The 17,672-nt window shown below is 61.3% G+C and carries 16 protein-coding genes; 12 read left to right on the forward strand and 4 right to left on the reverse strand.

All coding sequences use genetic code 11. The features are described from left to right. Window positions 1-355: 355 nt before the first annotated feature. Window positions 356-1,849, reverse strand: a complete 1,494-nt coding sequence (locus tag CAF74_RS28525) for a CoA-acylating methylmalonate-semialdehyde dehydrogenase (protein ID WP_085748583.1) — start codon at window positions 1,847-1,849, stop codon at window positions 356-358. Window positions 1,850-1,925: 76 nt separating this feature from the next. Continuing rightward, window positions 1,926-3,275 (reverse strand): aspartate aminotransferase family protein, encoded by a 1,350-nt coding sequence (locus CAF74_RS28530; protein WP_011332325.1) that lies wholly within the window; start codon window positions 3,273-3,275, stop codon window positions 1,926-1,928. 139 nt (window positions 3,276-3,414) lie between these two features. Here CAF74_RS28530 and CAF74_RS28535 point away from each other — a divergent pair, with 139 nt between their 5' ends. The 6 genes from CAF74_RS28535 (at window position 3,415) to CAF74_RS28560 (ending at window position 9,803) form a co-directional block, all read left to right on the forward strand. Beyond that, window positions 3,415-4,335: a LysR family transcriptional regulator gene (locus CAF74_RS28535; RefSeq protein WP_007958517.1), complete on the forward strand. Its 921-nt coding sequence runs from the start codon at window positions 3,415-3,417 to the stop codon at window positions 4,333-4,335. A 94-nt stretch (window positions 4,336-4,429) separates the two neighbouring features. Continuing rightward, window positions 4,430-5,080 carry a TetR/AcrR family transcriptional regulator gene (locus CAF74_RS28540; RefSeq protein WP_085748584.1) on the forward strand — a complete coding sequence of 217 codons (651 nt, stop codon included), beginning with the start codon at window positions 4,430-4,432 and terminating at the stop codon, window positions 5,078-5,080. A gap of 8 nt (window positions 5,081-5,088) precedes the next feature. Continuing rightward, complete coding sequence (locus tag CAF74_RS28545) at window positions 5,089-5,670, forward strand: YigZ family protein (protein WP_085748585.1); 582 nt, start codon at window positions 5,089-5,091, stop codon at window positions 5,668-5,670. A 537-nt stretch (window positions 5,671-6,207) separates the two neighbouring features. Next, the gene (locus tag CAF74_RS28550) at window positions 6,208-7,758 is read left to right on the forward strand and encodes an ABC transporter ATP-binding protein (protein WP_085748586.1); all 1,551 of its coding nucleotides are present in this window, start codon (window positions 6,208-6,210) and stop codon (window positions 7,756-7,758) included. 12 nt (window positions 7,759-7,770) lie between these two features. Further along, window positions 7,771-8,877 (forward strand): ABC transporter permease, encoded by a 1,107-nt coding sequence (locus CAF74_RS28555; RefSeq protein ID WP_085748587.1) that lies wholly within the window; start codon window positions 7,771-7,773, stop codon window positions 8,875-8,877. After that, window positions 8,877-9,803 carry an ABC transporter permease gene (locus tag CAF74_RS28560; protein WP_085748588.1) on the forward strand — a complete coding sequence of 309 codons (927 nt, stop codon included), beginning with the start codon at window positions 8,877-8,879 and terminating at the stop codon, window positions 9,801-9,803. Before CAF74_RS28555 ends, CAF74_RS28560 begins: the two co-directional genes overlap by 1 nt. Here CAF74_RS28560 and CAF74_RS28565 read toward each other — a convergent pair. After that, complete coding sequence (locus CAF74_RS28565; protein ID WP_085748601.1) at window positions 9,800-10,216, reverse strand: hypothetical protein; 417 nt, start codon at window positions 10,214-10,216, stop codon at window positions 9,800-9,802. The two genes, CAF74_RS28560 and CAF74_RS28565, sit on opposite strands and share 4 nt — an antisense overlap. An 83-nt stretch (window positions 10,217-10,299) precedes the next feature. Between CAF74_RS28565 and CAF74_RS28570 the strand changes: the two genes are divergently transcribed. From CAF74_RS28570 to CAF74_RS28580, 3 genes are all read left to right on the forward strand, one after another. Continuing rightward, complete coding sequence (locus CAF74_RS28570) at window positions 10,300-10,650, forward strand: MerR family transcriptional regulator (RefSeq protein WP_011332318.1); 351 nt, start codon at window positions 10,300-10,302, stop codon at window positions 10,648-10,650. A 36-nt stretch (window positions 10,651-10,686) separates the two neighbouring features. Continuing rightward, window positions 10,687-11,373, forward strand: coding sequence for an SDR family oxidoreductase (locus CAF74_RS28575; protein WP_085748602.1), 687 nt, complete (start codon window positions 10,687-10,689; stop codon window positions 11,371-11,373). 184 nt (window positions 11,374-11,557) lie between these two features. Beyond that, window positions 11,558-12,916 carry an 8-oxoguanine deaminase gene (locus CAF74_RS28580; protein ID WP_085748589.1) on the forward strand — a complete coding sequence of 453 codons (1,359 nt, stop codon included), beginning with the start codon at window positions 11,558-11,560 and terminating at the stop codon, window positions 12,914-12,916. A 136-nt stretch (window positions 12,917-13,052) separates the two neighbouring features. On the opposite strand, the gene CAF74_RS28585 is transcribed toward CAF74_RS28580, so the two are convergent. Then, window positions 13,053-14,144 carry a calcium:proton antiporter gene (locus CAF74_RS28585; protein ID WP_085748590.1) on the reverse strand — a complete coding sequence of 364 codons (1,092 nt, stop codon included), beginning with the start codon at window positions 14,142-14,144 and terminating at the stop codon, window positions 13,053-13,055. A gap of 286 nt (window positions 14,145-14,430) precedes the next feature. On the opposite strand from CAF74_RS28585, the gene CAF74_RS28590 reads away from it, so the two are divergent. From CAF74_RS28590 to CAF74_RS28600, 3 genes are all read left to right on the forward strand, one after another. Next, the gene (locus tag CAF74_RS28590; protein WP_011332314.1) at window positions 14,431-15,504 is read left to right on the forward strand and encodes a BMP family ABC transporter substrate-binding protein; all 1,074 of its coding nucleotides are present in this window, start codon (window positions 14,431-14,433) and stop codon (window positions 15,502-15,504) included. A 162-nt stretch (window positions 15,505-15,666) separates the two neighbouring features. Continuing rightward, window positions 15,667-16,632 (forward strand): isopenicillin N synthase family oxygenase, encoded by a 966-nt coding sequence (locus CAF74_RS28595; RefSeq protein WP_085748591.1) that lies wholly within the window; start codon window positions 15,667-15,669, stop codon window positions 16,630-16,632. 81 nt (window positions 16,633-16,713) lie between these two features. Beyond that, a complete protein-coding gene (locus CAF74_RS28600) occupies window positions 16,714-17,667 on the forward strand; it encodes an adenosine deaminase (RefSeq protein WP_085748592.1) in 954 nt (317 codons plus the stop codon). Window positions 17,668-17,672 lie beyond the last annotated feature (5 nt).

Below are 17,672 nucleotides of genomic sequence, written 5' to 3' on the forward strand. Positions count from 1 at the left end.
GCTTCCGATCTCTCGTTAGCGGGAGGCGAATTCTACAGCGTTACACGCTGCTGTCAACACCTCTTTTTCTCCGCTTTCGACCGAGAAGATCGAACCGTTAAAAGCGCCGAACAAGTCGACATTTCCAACTCCTTCCAGGCTTCGATGAACTGAAGCGACCCGCCTTCGAAACCTACCTAACTCATTGAATCTCAAGGAGTTTTCCGTTTCGACTGCGCCGGAAGTGGGGCGAATTATAGAGACTCAGAATTTGCCGTCAACCCTTATTTTCATAAATCTGTCATATCGGTCAAAAAAGCCCCGAAACGCGAAGGCCGACCTTAAAAGGTCGGCCTTCGTTGCACTGACCTTCTACTTACAAGCTAGGGAAAGCGAATTGCGAAGCCTCATGGCTCGCACGCTGCGGCCAGCGCTGGGTGATCGCCTTGCGACGGGTATAGAAGCGCACACCATCCGGACCATAGGCATGCAGATCGCCGAACAGCGAACGCTTCCAGCCACCAAAGCTGTGGTAAGCCACCGGCACCGGCAATGGAACGTTGACGCCGACCATGCCGACTTCGATCTCGTCGCAGAACAGACGCGCCGCTTCACCGTCACGGGTGAAGATGCAGGTGCCGTTGCCGTATTCGTGATCGTTGATCAGTTGCATCGCCTCTTCCAGGCTGTTTACCCGGACGATGCACAGCACCGGCCCGAAGATCTCTTCTTTATAGATACGCATCTCAGGAGTGACGTTGTCGAACAGGCAGCCCCCCAGGAAGAAGCCTTCTTCATGACCGGCAACGCTCAGACCACGTCCGTCGACCACCAGGGTCGCGCCCGCCGCCACGCCGTCTTCGACATAGCCGCTGACCTTGTCGCGCGCCTGACCGGTAACCAGCGGCCCCATGTCCAGACCGCAAGAAGTGCCGGCACCGATTTTCAGCGCCTTGATCTGTGGAACCAGTTTGGCCACCAGTGCGTCAGCCACCTGATCGCCCACACACACGGCTACCGAAATCGCCATGCAGCGCTCGCCGCAAGAACCGTAAGCCGCGCCCATCAGTGCGCTGACCGCGTTGTCCAGATCCGCATCCGGCATCAGCACCGCGTGGTTCTTCGCGCCGCCCAGTGCCTGAACGCGTTTGCCGCGTTTGGTGCCTTCGGCATAGATGTATTCGGCAATCGGCGTCGAACCCACGAAGCTCAGCGCTTTGACTTCCGGCGCTTCGATCAGCGCGTCCACCGCAGTCTTGTCACCGTGCACCACGCTCAGCACACCTTTCGGCAGGCCTGCTTCCAGCAGCAGTTGCGCGATCAGCAGGGTCGAGCTCGGATCACGCTCGGACGGCTTGAGGATAAAGCAGTTGCCGCAGACGATCGCCAGCGGATACATCCACAGCGGCACCATCGCCGGGAAGTTGAACGGGGTGATACCGGCCACCACGCCCAGCGGCTGGAAGTCCGACCACGCATCGATGTTCGGGCCGACGTTGCGGCTGTACTCGCCCTTGAGGATTTCCGGCGCTGCGCAGGCGAACTCGACGTTCTCGATACCACGCTTCAGTTCACCGGCAGCGTCTTCCAGGGTCTTGCCGTGTTCTTCGCTGATCAATTGCGAGATACGTGCTTCGTTCTGCTCCAGCAATTGCTTGAAGCGGAACATCACCTGAGCACGTTTGGCCGGTGGCGTGTTACGCCAGGCCGGGAACGCAGCCTTGGCGGCATCGATGGCGTGCTGGATGGTTTCGCGAGTCGCCAGCGGCAGTTTGTGGATAGCCTGACCGGTAGACGGGTTGAACACATCGACCGCGCGACCGTTCTCGGTCACCAGTTCGCCATTGATCAAATGCGGGATAACGCTCATCGGGGAACTCCTGAATTCTTGTGCACAGACGCCCGCAAGGGCGCCTGCTATTGGCGTATCTATATAGAAGGAAAAATCAGTCGAGCTTGTTCAGCACTTCGCCGACCGCGTCGAACAGACGATCAAGGTCCTGCGGCTTGCTGTTGAAGGTTGGGCCGAACTGCAGGGTGTCGCCGCCGAAGCGCACGTAGAACCCGGCTTTCCACAACGCCATACCGGCTTCGAATGGACGCACGATGGCGTCGCCGTCACGGCCCGCAATCTGGATCGCACCGGCCAGGCCGAAGTTGCGAATGTCGATGACGTTCTTCGCGCCTTTCAGACCATGCAGAGCATTTTCGAAATGCGGTGCGACTTCGGCCACGCTCTGTACCAGGTTTTCCTTTTGCAGCAGGTCGAGTGCCGCGAGACCTGCGGCGCAAGCCACCGGGTGCGCCGAGTAGGTGTAGCCGTGCGGGAATTCCACGGCGTATTCCGGGGTCGGCTGGTTCATGAAGGTCTGGTAGATCTCGGAGCTGGCAATCACCGCGCCCATCGGGATCGCGCCGTTGGTGACTTGCTTGGCGATGCACATCAGGTCCGGGGTCACGCCGAACGTGGTGGCGCCGAACATGGTGCCGGTACGGCCGAACCCGGTAATCACTTCGTCGAATACCAGCAGGATGTTGTGCTGGTCGCAGATTTCACGCAGACGCTTGAGGTAGCCCTGTGGCGGAACCAGCACGCCAGCGGAACCGGCCATCGGCTCAACGAACACCGCTGCGATGTTCGACGCATCGTGCAGTTCGATCAGCTTCAGCAGCTCATCGGCCAGGGCGATACCGCCCTGCTCCGGCATGCCACGGGAGAACGCATTGCTCGCCAGCAAAGTGTGCGGCAGGTGATCGACATCCATCATCGCCTGACCGAACAGCTTGCGGTTGCCGTTGACGCCGCCGAGGCTGGTGCCGGCGATGTTCACACCGTGGTAGCCACGGGCGCGGCCGATCATCTTGGTCTTGGTCGACTGGCCTTTGAGGCGCCAGTAAGCGCGGACCATTTTCACCGCGGTATCGGCGCATTCGGAACCGGAGTCAGTGAAGAACACGTGGTTCAGGTTACCCGGGGTCAGATCGGTGATTTTCTCCGCCAGCTGGAACGACAGCGGGTGGCCGTACTGGAAGCCCGGCGAGTAATCGAGGGTGCCCAACTGCTTGGCCACCGCTTCCTGGATTTCCTTGCGGGTATGCCCGGCGCCGCAGGTCCACAGACCGGACAGCGAGTCGTACACCTTGCGACCCTTGTCGTCGATCAGCCAGCTGCCTTCCGCACCAACGATCAGACGCGGGTCGCGCTGGAAGTTGCGGTTGGCGGTGTACGGCATCCAGTGCGCGTCCAGCTTCAGTTGACTGGCCAGTGGCGACGGCGCGTTTTCAGGCATGTTCATCGGGCAAAACCTCGCAGGGCAATAAGCTTCAGAGAGATAGAAAGCGTTGTTGCAGCTAAATTGCCACGCGGATAAAGTCGGTGAAATTCAACTCTTCTAACCTTCAGTTAGAACTCTGCTAAACAATGAGAACATCAGCATGAGCAGCCGCCGCCCCGATCCACTGGCCCAGGTCAGTGACTTTGATATTCGCCTGCTGCGGATTTTTCGTAGCGTGGTGGAGTGCGGTGGCTTCTCGGCGGCGGAAACCGTACTCGGCATCGGTCGCTCGGCGATCAGTCAGCAGATGAGTGATCTGGAACAACGTCTCGGCCTGCGTCTGTGCCAACGCGGGCGCGCCGGTTTCTCCCTGACCGAAGAGGGTCGTGAGGTTTACCAGTCGGCGCTGCAGCTGTTGAGTGCACTGGAGAGCTTTCGCACCGAGGTCAACGGCCTGCATCAGCACCTGCGCGGCGAGTTGATCATCGGCCTGACCGACAACCTCGTCACCCTGCCCCACATGCGCATCACCCACGCGCTCGCGCAGTTGAAGGAGCGCGGGCCGGACGTGCAGATCCAGATCCGCATGATCGCTCCCAATGAAGTCGAGCAAGGCGTGCTCGATGGGCGCCTGCATGTCGGCGTGGTGCCGCAGGCCAGTGCGTTGTCGGGACTGGAATATCAGCCGCTGTACAGCGAACGCTCGCTGCTTTATTGCGCGGTCGGCCATCCGCTGTTTTACGTTGACGATAAACAGTTGGATGACGAGCGCCTCAACAGTCAGGACGCCATCGCCCCGACCTTCCGTTTGCCGGCAGAGATCCAGGCGCACTATCAGGCCCTCAATTGCACCGCCAGCGCTTCCGACCGCGAAGGCATGGCGTTCCTGATTCTGACCGGGCGTTACATCGGTTACCTGCCGGATCACTACGCCAGTCTCTGGGTACAACAAGGTCGCTTGCGCGCACTCAAGGCCAGCACCCGCTTCTATGATTTGAGCCTGGCTTCGGTCACCCGCAAGGGCCGCCGCCCTCATCTGGTACTGGAAAGCTTTCTCGAAAGCCTCGCAGCCACCCGCTGACGACCGGGTTTTATTCGCCCGGGGCTTGTCCCGCGCCGTTGGTTGCGCTATCAACGCAACTGGTTGCACCCCACAGACCAACCCGGAAGTGCCTATGACCTTTGAAGTCCCCGCTCACGGCGGCAAACCTGCCAGCCGCATTCGTCAGAAGAACGAAGAGACCATCATCAAAGCCGCCGAAGACGAGTTCGCCCGTCACGGGTACAAAGGCACGAGCATGAACACCATCGCCACCAAGGCCGGACTGCCCAAGGCGAATCTGCATTACTACTTCACCAACAAACTGGGACTGTACGTGGCGGTGCTGAGCAACATCCTTCAATTGTGGGACAGCACCTTCAACTCCCTCACGGCCGAGGACGATCCGGCCGAAGCGTTGACCCGCTACATCCGCGCGAAAATGGAATTCTCCCGTCGCCAGCCGCAAGCGTCGCGGATCTTCGCGATGGAAGTGATCAGCGGCGGCGAATGCCTGACCGAATATTTCAACCAGGATTACCGCGCCTGGTTCCAGGGCCGCGCCGGCGTTTTCCAGGCCTGGATCGACGCGGGCAAAATGGATCCGGTCGACCCGGTGCACCTGATCTTCCTGTTGTGGGGCAGCACCCAGCATTACGCCGACTTCGCCACCCAGATCTGCCGGGTGACCGGTCGCAGCAAGTTGACCAAACAGGATATGGAAGACGCCGGCAACAATCTGATCCGCATCATTCTCAAAGGCTGCGGCCTCACTGCTTCTATATAAGTCGTTTTATGCCATTCACCCTCAGCGGCTTTTGCGAGTTCCGCGAAGAAATCCGCAAAAGCCGTTTCATCACCTTCGCTGCGCCGATCGGCAGCCCCGCTGAGGCGCAAGCCTTCATCGAGCAGCACAGCGACTTGAACGCTTCGCACAATTGCTGGGCGTGGAAACTCGGCGATCAGTACCGCAGCAACGACGACGGCGAACCCGGCGGCACTGCCGGTCGGCCGATTCTCGCGGCCATCGAGGCGCAGGACTGCGATCAGGTCGCGGTGCTGGTAATCCGCTGGTACGGCGGCATTCAGCTGGGCACCGGCGGCCTGGCCCGCGCCTACGGCGGCGGCGCCAACAAGTGCCTGCAAGCCGCGCCGAAGATCGAGTTGATCAGCCGCGTGCCCGTGCACTGCGCCTGCGCCTTTGGCGAACTGGCGCTGGTGAAGCTGCGGGTCGCGGATCTGGGCGGATTGGTGGTCGAGGAAAACTTCACCGCCAATGGTGTCGAGTTGCAACTGGCCGTGGGTGAAGCGCACATCGAGCCGTTGCAGAATCAGTTGGCCGATCTGAGCCGTGGGCGAATCCTGCTGCAGCGTTGAAGCCCCGCCATGTTTTAGGGCACAAGCCGATTTGCTTATACCCGAGACTTGCCCACATCCGCTGTGCACCCGGCTGTGGATAACCTGAGCACAGGAGGCTGTAACCCTTCTGTCACGTGGCTTTGCGGGATTTGCTCACTTTTCGTCCAATCGCCCATCACAACAAACAATTTCACGTAAAAACAATCGCTTAGCGTCGTTTATCGCCTTTGGAAGAAAGCCCGGCAGTGCTTATGCCCGGGATTTTGTCTTGCGCACAAATACTGTGGAGCAACCTGTGGATAAGCCGTTCATGGCTGGCGCAGTCGCAGGTTCTGCATGGCTTTGGCGAGGTTGTTCGTTTTTTGATCAGCCCGGTGCGGGCAAAACTGGAGCCTGATCAAAGGCTTTGCCCTCAAGTGGTGCCGCGCAAGACGTCTAATTCATTTCACAGGCTCTACGCCACAGGCTGGCAAACAGCAGTCGCCTGCGTTCCTGACTCAATGGCCAGGAAATTGCTTTATCCACAGGCACAACTCCAAGCGACCCGAGCCTGTCATGCCAAACGCCACGTCCACACCGCGCCTGCAACTGCGCCACATCAGCAAACGTTATCCCGGTTGCCTCGCCAATGACGCCATCGACCTGAGCATCGCCCCCGGTGAAATCCACGCGCTGCTCGGTGAAAACGGTGCAGGCAAAAGCACGTTGATGAAGATCATCTACGGCGTCACCCAGGCCGATTCAGGCGAGATGCTCTGGCAGGGTCAACCGGTGAGCATGCGCAACCCGGCCCAGGCGCGGCAGTTGGGCATCGGCATGGTGTTCCAGCATTTCTCGCTGTTCGAGACCCTGAGCGTGGCGCAAAACATCGCGCTGGCGATGGGTGCAGCGGCCGGTTCGCCGAAACAGCTGGAGGCGAAAATCCGTGAAGTGTCGCGCCGATATGGCATGGCGCTGGAGCCCCAGCGACTTGTCCACAGCCTGTCGATCGGCGAGCGGCAACGGGTGGAGATCGTTCGTTGCCTGATGCAGGACATTCGCCTGCTGATTCTCGATGAGCCGACCTCGGTACTCACGCCGCAGGAAGCCGACGAGTTGTTCATCACCCTGCGCCGGCTCGCGGCCGAGGGCTGCAGCATTCTGTTCATCAGCCACAAACTCGGCGAGGTGCGCGCCTTGTGCCACAGCGCCACGGTGTTGCGCGGCGGTCGGGTGGCCGGGCATTGCGTACCGGCCGACTGCACTGATCGGCAACTGGCACAATTGATGGTGGGCGACGCCGCGACATTGATCGGCGAGTTCACGAAGGTCAGCGGTGGCGCGGCGTTCTTGCAGGTCAGTGGATTGAACTGGCACAACCCGGATCCCTACGGCTGCTCCCTGAGCGATATCGATCTGCAGGTGCGCAGCGGTGAAATCGTCGGCATCGCCGGCGTGGCGGGCAACGGTCAGGACGAGTTACTCGCCTTGCTCAGCGGCGAACAAACGTTGCCCCGCGAATCAGCGGCAACCATCCGTTTCCGAGAACACCCCGTCGCCGATCGGCGCCCGGATGCGCGACGCAAACTCGGCCTGGCGTTCGTCCCCGCCGAACGCCTCGGGCATGGCGCGGTGCCGGACATGAGCCTGGCGGACAACGCCCTGCTCACCGCTTTTCAACAAGGCCTGGTCAGCCATGGCTTGATCGAGCGCGGCAAGGTCGAAGCCCTCGCCCAAACGATCATCCAGCGCTTCGGCGTGAAAACCCCGGACACCCAGACCGCCGCCCGCAGCCTGTCCGGCGGCAACCTGCAGAAATTCATCCTCGGCCGGGAAATCCTCCAGCAACCGAAACTGCTGATCGCCGCGCACCCGACCTGGGGCGTGGATGTCGGCGCGGCGGCCACCATTCATCGGGCGCTGATTGCCCTGCGCGATGCCGGGGCGGCGATTCTGGTGATCTCCGAAGACCTCGACGAACTGTTCCAGATCAGCGACCGCCTCGGCGCGCTGTGCGGCGGGCGCCTGTCAGCGTTGCAGGACACTGCGCAAACCCGCCTCAGCGACGTCGGCGGCTGGATGGCCGGCCAGTTCGACACCCCTCAATCACAACCGGCCACGGTTTAACGGAGTTTTCCCATGTTGCTTTCCCTCGAACCCCGTGGCCGGCAGTCGCGCCTGATGCTGTGGTGCTCGCCGGTGCTGGCGGCGGCGCTGACGCTGGTCTGCGGATCTTTGCTGTTCGTCGCCCTTGGCCATGATCCGCTGAAAACCCTGCACACGTTGTTGATCGCCCCGATCAGCGACCTGTATGGCGTCTCCGAGCTGCTGGTCAAAACCCTGCCGATTCTGTTGTGTGCGTTGGGCCTCGCAGTGGCCTATCAGGCGCGGATCTGGAACATCGGCGCCGAAGGCCAATTGCTGCTCGGCGCCCTGGCCGGCAGTGCGCTGGCGGTGAACATCATCGATGTGCAAAGCCGCTGGGCGCTGGTGCTGATCCTGCTCACCGGCACCCTCGCCGGCGCCGCTTGGGCCGGGTTCACCGCCTGGTTGCGCACGCGCTTCAACGCCAACGAAATCCTCACCAGCATCATGCTCAATTACATCGCGCTGAACCTGCTGCTGTTCTGCGTACACGGGCCGCTGAAGGATCCGGCCGGGTTCAACTTTCCCGAGTCGGCAATGTTCAGCGATGCCAGCCGCCTGCCGCTGTTGATGGAGGACGGTCGGGCACACATCGGCGTGTATTTCGCCTTGCTCGCGCTGGTCGCGGTGTGGGTGTTGCTGCAGAAAAGCTTTGTCGGTTTCCAGATCAAGGTGCTGGGCCTGGACAAGCGTGCGGCAGGGTTTGTCGGGTTTCGCGAGAAGCGTCTGATCTGGCTCGCACTGCTGATCAGCGGAGGATTGGCGGGGCTTGCCGGTGTCTGCGAAGTCACCGGGCCGATCGGCCAACTGGTGCCGCAGGTCTCACCGGGCTACGGCTATGCGGCGATCACTGTGGCGTTTCTCGGGCGGCTCAATCCGATCGGGATTCTGTTTTCCAGCCTGTTGATGGCGCTGCTGTACATCGGTGGCGAGAGCGCACAGATGACGCTGAATCTACCGCAGGCGATCACTCAGCTGTTCCAGGGAATGATGCTGTTTTTTCTGCTGGCCTGTGACGTGCTGATCCTCTATCGGCCACGCCTGAACCTGCGCTGGGCACGGCGCACTTCAACCACCGCCGTAACCGCCGGAGCGCTGTGATGGATATCGATCTGCTGAGCAATATTTTCTACGCCATGGTGCGCTGCGGTACGCCACTGCTGTTGGTGGCGCTGGGTGAATTGATTTGCGAGAAGAGCGGCGTACTCAACCTTGGCCAGGAAGGCATGATGCTGTTTGGCGCGGTGATCGGTTTCATCGTCGCGTTCAACAGCGGCAACCTTTGGTTGGGCGTTGTGTTGGCGATGCTCGCCGGGATGCTGTTGTCGTCGCTGTTTGCGCTGGTGGCGCTGGTGTTCAACGCCAATCAGGTGGCGACCGGGCTGGCGCTGACGATTTTTGGCGTGGGCCTGTCGACCTTTGTCGGCGCCGCGTGGGTCGGCAAACCGCTGGCGGGATTCGAGCCGCTGGCGATTCCCTACCTGAGCGAAATCCCGCTGATCGGCCGCATGCTGTTTGCCCAGGATCTGCTGGTGTACCTGTCGTTCGCGCTGTTTGCGCTGGTGGCGTGGGTGATCGTGAAAAGCCGTGTCGGGCTGATCGTTCAAGCGGTCGGCGAGAATCCTGATGCGGCCAGTGCCATGGGCTTGCCGGTGCTGACCGTGCGCACACTGGCGGTATTGTTCGGCGGGGCGATGGCCGGACTGGCCGGCGCTTATCTGTCGCTGGCGTACACGCCGATGTGGGCCGAGAACATGACCGCCGGACGCGGCTGGATCGCCCTGGCGCTGGTGGTGTTCGCCAGTTGGCGGGTGTGGCGACTATTGCTCGGGGCGTATCTGTTCGGACTCGCCAGCATCCTGCACCTGGTGGCGCAGGGGTTGGGGCTGGCGATTCCTTCGAGTCTGCTGGCGATGTTGCCGTACGTCGCGACGATTCTGGTGCTGGTGTTGTTGTCGCGGGATGCGCTGCGTACGCGGTTGTATGCGCCGGTGTCACTGGGGCAGCCGTGGCAGGCCGGGCGCTAAGCCGTTACGGCTCGCGACAGCGGCCGAACCGGCAACGCCTGAGCAATGCCCCACGCCACTTCGAGAACCAGGAAACCCACCACCAACGAGCTGGCGCCGTGGGCCACGGCATACGTCATCCACCCGGCGAAGAGAAATCGCGTCACCGCGTCATAGCGTCCATAGACCGGCTGCGGATCACGAATCCGCAGCACCGCCCACATGCACACCACCGAACCGAACAAATTGGCTATCAACAGGTGCGCAGGTTCGAACGGCGGCAGCTCGCCGGGCAGCTCCAGCGCCTGACTGAGCGCCGTCAGCAACCCATGCAACACAGCAAAACTCCACGGCGTGACAAACGCTGCCGTCACGATCAAGTCATACCAGGCGCTGCCGCGCACCACCTGCCGATACTGCGTTGAAGTCCACATCATCCTTGCTCCGAAAATTCAGGGAGCAACTACGGTAAAGCCTGGAGTATGCTCCAGGGTCAAACACTTTCGAGACCTGCAAGATGCGCATCGGTGAGTTGGCCCAGGCCTGCGATGTCAGCCGTGACACGCTGCGTTTTTACGAGGAGCGCGGATTGATCGCGGCGCAACGCAGCGCCAACGGTTATCGCGACTATCCGCCGGAGATGGTGCAATTGGTGCTCTATATCAAAACGGCGCAACGTCTGGGCTTTACCCTTGGCGAGATTGGCAACAGCGTTGGCGCGTTGTGGCACTCGCCAAACCCCGACACCACCGTCACGCAACTGCTGCAAGACAAACTCAAGCTGGTCGAAACCCGCATGGCCGAGCTCGGTGAGTTGCGCCAGGAATTGCAACATCGGCTCGGTCAACGTTGTCCATTGAACCCATGATCTTTCAACCTTCTAGGAAAGCCAATCATGTCCGCACTGAATCCTGCCAAGCACGCACTGATCATCGGCGCCTCCCGGGGCCTGGGCCTGGGTCTGGTGAAAACCCTGCTGGCCGACGGCTGGCAAGTCACCGCCACGGTTCGCAACCCTTCCAACGCCGAGGCTCTCAAAGCACTGGGCAACGTGCAAATCGAAAAACTCGACATGGACGACCAGCAAGCGGTGATCGCCCTGAGCCAGCAGCTCAAGGGCGAGACCTTCGACCTGCTGTTCGTCAACGCAGGGGTCAAAGGCCCGGAAGTCCAGACGCCGGGTGGCGCGACGCTGGCGGAAGTCGGCCAACTGTTCTTCACCAACGCCGTGGCGCCGATCAATCTGGCTCAGCGCTTCGTCGGGCAGATCCGCGACGGCAACGGCGTGCTCGCGTTCATGAGTTCGGTGCTCGGCAGCGTGACCATGCCCGACGCGCCGGAACTGGCGCTGTACAAGGCCAGCAAAGCGGCGCTGAACTCGATGACCAACAGCTTCGTCACTCAGTTGGGCGAGCAGAAACTCACCGTGCTGTCGCTGCATCCGGGCTGGGTGAAAACCGACATGGGCGGCGAAGGTGCCGACATCGACGTGGAGACCAGCACCCGTGGCCTGGTGGATCAGGTGGACGCGTTTGCCGGCAAGGGCGGCCATCATTTCGTGAACTACAAGGGTGAAACCATTCCCTGGTAATCACTGAACCCTGTGGGGGGCTTGCCCCCGCAGGGTTCTCCCGGTGTCTGGTCGGGTCGGGCTTGCCCGTCGCAACATTTTGTTCGAAACTCCGCACCTCGTCCTTCGCGGCGACCCTGGATCAGCAGACAGGGCAACACTGAGCTGGCAACCCTGAACCCAACTTTCAGAGGAGCCGGCCACAATGCCTGCGACCCGTATCTGGTTAAAAAATCCCCTCGCCATTTTCACGGCCAACGGTCTCGATGCCCGTGGCGGTCTGGTGCTGCAAGACGGTGTGATCACCGAAGTGCTCGGCGCCGGCCAGCAACCTTCCGCCCCATCCAATGAAGTGTTCGACGCCCGTGAACACGTGATCCTGCCGGGCCTGATCAACACCCATCACCACTTCTATCAGACCCTGACCCGCGCCTGGGCGCCGGTGGTCAATCAGCCGTTGTTCCCGTGGCTGAAAACCCTGTACCCGGTCTGGGCGCGCCTGACGCCTGAAAAGCTCGCCCTCGCCACCAAAGTCGCGCTGGCCGAGTTGCTGTTGTCGGGTTGCACCACCGCCGCCGACCACCATTACCTGTTCCCGGATGGTCTGGAAAACGCCATCGACGTGCAAGTCGAAACCGTGCGCGAACTGGGCATGCGCGCGATGCTCACCCGCGGTTCGATGAGCCTCGGCGAGAAGGACGGCGGCCTGCCTCCGCAGCAGACCGTGCAGGAAGGCCAGGTGATTCTCGACGACAGCCAGCGCCTGATTCACGAGTACCACGAACGTGGCGACGGCGCGCAAATCCAGATCGCCCTGGCACCGTGCTCGCCGTTCTCGGTGACCCCGGAAATCATGTCCGCCAGCGCCGAACTGGCGAACAAGCTTGATGTGCGTCTGCACACCCACCTCGCCGAAACCCTCGACGAAGAAGACTTCTGCCTGCAACGCTTCGGCCTGCGCACCGTGGATTATCTGGACAGCGTCGGCTGGCTCGGCCCGCGCACCTGGCTGGCCCACGGCATCCATTTCAACCCCGACGAGATTGCCCGCCTCGGCGCGGCCGGCACCGGTATCTGCCATTGCCCGAGCTCGAACATGCGTCTGGCGTCCGGCATCTGCCCGAGTATCGATCTGACCGATGCCGGCGCGTTGTTCGGTATCGGTGTGGATGGCTCGGCGTCCAACGATGCCTCGAACATGATCCTCGAAGCGCGTCAGGCCCTGTACATCCAGCGCCTGCGTTATGGCGCCGAGAAGATCACTCCGGAACGTGTGCTGGGCTGGGCGACCAAGGGTTCGGCGAGCCTGTTGGGCCGTACCGATATCGGTGAATTGGCGGTGGGCAAGCAGGCGGATCTGGCGTTGTTCAAGCTCGATGAGCTGCGTTTCTCCGGCAGCCATGACCCGATCTCGGCGCTGCTGTTGTGCGGCGCAGACCGCGCGGATCGAGTGATGGTCGGCGGCAAGTGGCGTGTGGTTGACGGGCAGGTTGAAGGCCTGGATCTCAAAGGCCTGATTGCCGATCACAGCCAGGCGGCTCGGCAGTTGATTGCCGGCACCTGATCTCCCCCCTCTGATCATTCCCACGCTCCGCGTGGGAATGCATACCGGGACGCTCTGCGTTCCAGCGTTGGACGCGGAGCGTCCCTTGCGGCATTCCCACGCAGACGGTTCGACGCCTCGACGTGGGAACGATCAATCACAACCCCAGCAGCGACAACATGATGAACGTCGCAAACAGCACAAAATGCGTCATGCCCTCAATGGCATTGGTCTCGCCGTCATTGAGGTTGATCGCGCTGACGATCAGCGTGATGAAGATCATCACCGTCTGCACCGGCGTCATCGCCATCTGAAACGGCTGCCCGGTATAGAGCGCCATCGCTTCCATCACCGGCACCGTCAAAATTACCGTCGATAACGAAGCGCCCATTGCAATGTTGACCACCGACTGCATGCGGTTGGCCAACGCCGCGCGCAACGCGGTCAGAATCTCCGGCGCCGCCGAAATCGCCGCCACCAGAATCGCCGTGATCACCGGCGGTGCGCCCGTCCCTTCCAGCCCCAGATCAAGGGTCTTGGACATCACCTCGGCCAGTGCGCCGATTACCACCACACCGAACACCAGAATGCCGATCGACAGCGCCAGGCTGACCGGTTTCGGCTCCTGCTCCACGGGCTCTTTCTTGCGGCGTTTGTCCGGGTAGCTGTAGCTGAAAAAGTAACTATGCGGCCCAACCTGCATGCGCAGAAACAACGCATAAAGCACCACCATCGCGCCGATGGTGAACGCCGAATAGATTTTCCAGTTGGCCTCGGGAATGAACTCCGGCACCACCATCGACACGCCCATGGCAGTGAGGATCATCACGCTGTAACTGCGGGCCGAATCGTCGTTGTAGGACTGCTCGCCATGCTTGATCCCGCCCATCAGCGCAGCGAGGCCGAGGATGCCGTTGATGTCGAGCATCACCGCCGAATAGATCGTGTCGCGCACCAACGTCGGCGAGGCTTCGTTGCTCATCATGATCGCCAGAATCACCACTTCCACCAGCACGGCGGCCAGGGTCAGGATCATCGTGCCGTACGGGTCGCCGACTTTTTCCGCGAGCAGTTCGGCCTGATGGGCGACGCGCATCGAGGCGGCGACGATGAACGCGATCAGCACCAGCCCGGCCGTCAGCGCGACGATCTGGCCGCTGTGCAGCAGCCAGTGCTCCAGCGGATACGCAACACAGGTGGCAATGACGGCCAACAGCAGAAAGCTTTCTTGCTTGAGGATGGTGAACATGACGGGCCTTTTTGCCGAAGAGTGCGAATGAGCTACTGACTGCGGGGCGGCGCTAACGTTTCGTTACACCTTAGCGCACCAGCCGATGGCAGCTTTATCTACGCCTGCACTTTTATTGGCCTTTGCGGCCTCTTCGCAGGCAAGCCCGCTCCCACAGGGATCGCGGCGTTTTGTGGGAGCGGGCTTGCCCGCGATGGGCGCGCCTCGGTTTCAAGCCAGATTGTTGTCCGCTTGGTCAGTCTTTTGCATTGCCCTCCCCACACACAACAAAAGGGAGTTCGCGTTCATGCAAAAACGTCCACTGCAAACACTGCTGTGCATCGCCATGGGCCTTGGCCTCAGCCTGAGCGCCAGTGCCGCCGATCCACTGAAAGTCGGTTTCGTCTACATCGGCCCCATCGGCGACCACGGCTGGACGTATCAGCATGAACAGGGGCGCAAGGCGCTGGCGGAAAAACTCGGCACGCAGATCACCACCAACTACGTGGAAAACGTCGCCGAAGGCGCCGATGCCGAGCGGGTGATCCGCAACATGGCCAAGGACAATTACGACCTGATCTTCACCACCTCGTTCGGCTACATGAACCCGACGGTGAAAGTCGCCAAACAGTTTCCCAAGGTGACCTTCGAACACGCCACCGGCTACAAGCAGGACAAGAACCTCGGCACCTATCTCGCGCGCACCTACGAGGGCCGTTACGTCGGTGGCTTCCTCGCGGCGAAGATGACCAAGACCAAAAAGATCGGTTACGTCGCCTCGTTCCCGATCCCCGAAGTGATCCGCGACATCAACGCCATCCAGCTGGCCTTGAACAAGTACAACCCCGGCACCGAGATCAAAGTGGTATGGGTCAACTCGTGGTTCGATCCCGGCAAAGAGGCCGATGCCGCCAACGCGCTGATCGATCAGGGCGTGGACGTGGTGTTCCAGCACACCGACAGCCCGGCGCCGATCCAGGCCGCCGAGCGACGCGGTGTGTATGCCGTGGGCTACGCTTCGGACATGGCGCACTTCGGGCCGAAAGCGGTGCTGACCTCGATCGTCAACGACTGGGCGCCGCACTACATTCAGGCGACCCAGAGCGTGATCGACCACAACTGGAAATCCCAGGACTACTGGGGCGGTTTGAAGGAGGGCACGGTCGAACTGCCGATCAGCGATCTGGTGCCGGCACCGGTGAAGGCCGAAGCCGAGCAGATCATCGCCGACATCAAGAGCGGCGCCCTGCAACCGTTCACCGGGCCGATCAAGGATCAGGCCGGCGTCGAGAAAATCCCGGCGGGGGTCAGCGCCACCAACGCCGAACTGGCGTCGATGAACTACTACGTCGAAGGCATGAAGGCCGAGATGCCGAAGTAAATTCCAACATCTACCCTGTGATCGTTCCCACGCTCCGCGTGGGAATGCAGCCCGGGACGCTCCGCGTCCCTGCCGAAAGCGGACGCGGAGCGTCCATTGAGGCATTCCCACGCAGACGGTTCGACGCCTCGACGTGGGAACGATCATTAAAGAGCATTCGAAATGAACCAACTTCCGATCATCGACATCTCCCCGCTCTACTCCGACGACCAGAACGCCTGGCCCGCCGTCGCCGAACAGATCGACCACGCCTGCCGCGAATGGGGCTTCTTCTATATCAAGGGGCATCCGATTTCTGCGCAGCGCATCGAATCCCTGCTCGATCACGCCCGGCGCTTCTTTGCATTGCCGACCGCGGAAAAGCTCAAGATCGACATCACCCGGACCGTCCATCATCGCGGCTACGGCGCCATCGCTACCGAACAGCTCGACCCGGACAAACCCAGCGACCTCAAGGAAACCTTCGACATGGGCCTGCACCTGCCGGCCAATCATCCCGAGGTACTGGCAGAAAAACCCTTGCGCGGTCCCAACCGTCATCCGGCCGTTCCCGGCTGGGAAACGTTGATGGAGCAGCACTACCTCGACATGCAGGCACTCGCGCAAACCCTGTTGCGGGCCATGACGTTAGCGCTGGGCATCGAGCGCGACTTCTTCGACACGCGCTTCAACGAGCCGGTCAGCGTGCTGCGGATGATCCACTACCCGCCGCGCCACACCGCCAGTTCCGCCGAACAGCAAGGTGCGGGCGCGCACACCGATTACGGCTGCATCACGCTGCTCTATCAGGACACGGCCGGCGGCTTGCAGGTGAAAAACGTCAAAGGCCAGTGGATCGACGCACCGCCCATCGACGGCACCTTCGTGGTCAACCTCGGCGACATGATGGCGCGCTGGAGCAACGACCGTTATCGCTCGACCCCGCACCGGGTCATCAGCCCGCTCGGGGTGGATCGCTACTCGATGCCGTTCTTCGCCGAACCACACCCGGACACCCGTATCGAGTGCCTGCCCGGTTGCCAGGACGCACAGCATCCGGCGAAATATCCGACCACCACCTGCGCCGAATTCCTGCTGTCGCGCTTCGCCGACACCTACGCCTATCGACGGGAGCAGGAAGCGGTGTGATGGATCGGTTGGTCAGGTTTTGCCAATTGTTTCGGCGGGCATCTGTAGAATGCCCGCCATTGCACCTGATGAGAAAAGAATATGTACGACTGGCTCAACGCCCTGCCCAAGGCCGAACTGCACCTGCACCTCGAAGGTTCGCTGGAGCCCGAGCTGCTGTTCGCCCTGGCCGAACGCAACAAGATCGCCCTGCCGTGGAGCGACGTCGAAACCCTGCGCAAGGCTTACGCCTTCAACAATCTGCAGGAATTCCTCGACCTGTATTACCAGGGCGCCGATGTGCTGCGCACCTCCCAGGATTTCTACGACCTGACCTGGGCCTACCTGCTGCGCTGCAAAGAACAGAACGTGATCCACACCGAACCGTTCTTCGATCCGCAGACCCACACCGACCGTGGCATCCCATTCGAAGTGGTGCTCAACGGCATCGCCGCCGCGCTGAAGGATGGCGAGCAGCAACTGGGCATCACCAGCGGCTTGATCCTGAGTTTCCTGCGTCACCTGAGCGAAGACGAAGCGCAGAAAACCCTCGACCAGGCGTTGCCGTTCCGTGATGCGTTCGTCGCGGTGGGTCTGGACAGTTCCGAGATGGGTCACCCGCCAAGCAAGTTCCAGCGCGTGTTCGACCGTGCCCGTCACGAAGGCTTCCTGACCGTCGCCCATGCCGGTGAAGAAGGCCCACCGGAATACATCTGGGAAGCCATCGACCTGCTGAAGATCCAGCGCATCGACCATGGCGTACGCGCCATCGAAGACGAGCGTCTGATGCAGCGGATCATCGACGAGCAGATCCCGCTGACCGTATGCCCGCTGTCGAACACCAAGCTCTGCGTGTTCGATCACATGTCGCAGCACAACATCCTCAACATGCTCGAGCGTGGCGTGAAGGTCACGGTGAACTCCGATGACCCGGCGTACTTCGGCGGTTACGTGACCGAGAACTTCCACGCGCTGCACACTCACCTGGGCATGACCCAGGATCAGGCCAAGCGCCTGGCGCAGAACAGCCTGGATGCGCGGTTGGTAAAACCGTAACAGTA

The organism is Pseudomonas sp. R45(2017), assembly GCF_002112305.1.
Classification (GTDB): Bacteria; Pseudomonadota; Gammaproteobacteria; order Pseudomonadales; family Pseudomonadaceae; genus Aquipseudomonas; species Aquipseudomonas paraglycinae.

Bases quoted from the DNA above. Each gene is read 5' to 3' on its own strand.
- CAF74_RS28545 (WP_085748585.1), top strand. From the start codon at position 5,089: ATGCCATTCACCCTCAGCGGCTTTTGCGAGTTCCGCGAAGAAATCCGC.
- CAF74_RS28595 (WP_085748591.1), top strand. From the start codon at position 15,667: ATGAACCAACTTCCGATCATCGACATCTCCCCGCTCTACTCCGACGAC.
- CAF74_RS28535 (WP_007958517.1), top strand. From the start codon at position 3,415: ATGAGCAGCCGCCGCCCCGATCCACTGGCCCAGGTCAGTGACTTTGAT.
- CAF74_RS28570 (WP_011332318.1), top strand. From the start codon at position 10,300: ATGCGCATCGGTGAGTTGGCCCAGGCCTGCGATGTCAGCCGTGACACG.
- CAF74_RS28550 (WP_085748586.1), top strand. From the start codon at position 6,208: ATGCCAAACGCCACGTCCACACCGCGCCTGCAACTGCGCCACATCAGC.
- CAF74_RS28585 (WP_085748590.1), bottom strand. From the start codon at position 14,144: ATGTTCACCATCCTCAAGCAAGAAAGCTTTCTGCTGTTGGCCGTCATT.
- CAF74_RS28590 (WP_011332314.1), top strand. From the start codon at position 14,431: ATGCAAAAACGTCCACTGCAAACACTGCTGTGCATCGCCATGGGCCTT.
- CAF74_RS28600 (WP_085748592.1), top strand. From the start codon at position 16,714: ATGTACGACTGGCTCAACGCCCTGCCCAAGGCCGAACTGCACCTGCAC.
- CAF74_RS28555 (WP_085748587.1), top strand. From the start codon at position 7,771: ATGTTGCTTTCCCTCGAACCCCGTGGCCGGCAGTCGCGCCTGATGCTG.
- CAF74_RS28565 (WP_085748601.1), bottom strand. From the start codon at position 10,216: ATGTGGACTTCAACGCAGTATCGGCAGGTGGTGCGCGGCAGCGCCTGG.
- CAF74_RS28525 (WP_085748583.1), bottom strand. From the start codon at position 1,849: ATGAGCGTTATCCCGCATTTGATCAATGGCGAACTGGTGACCGAGAAC.
- CAF74_RS28560 (WP_085748588.1), top strand. From the start codon at position 8,877: ATGGATATCGATCTGCTGAGCAATATTTTCTACGCCATGGTGCGCTGC.
- CAF74_RS28580 (WP_085748589.1), top strand. From the start codon at position 11,558: ATGCCTGCGACCCGTATCTGGTTAAAAAATCCCCTCGCCATTTTCACG.
- CAF74_RS28540 (WP_085748584.1), top strand. From the start codon at position 4,430: ATGACCTTTGAAGTCCCCGCTCACGGCGGCAAACCTGCCAGCCGCATT.
- CAF74_RS28530 (WP_011332325.1), bottom strand. From the start codon at position 3,275: ATGAACATGCCTGAAAACGCGCCGTCGCCACTGGCCAGTCAACTGAAG.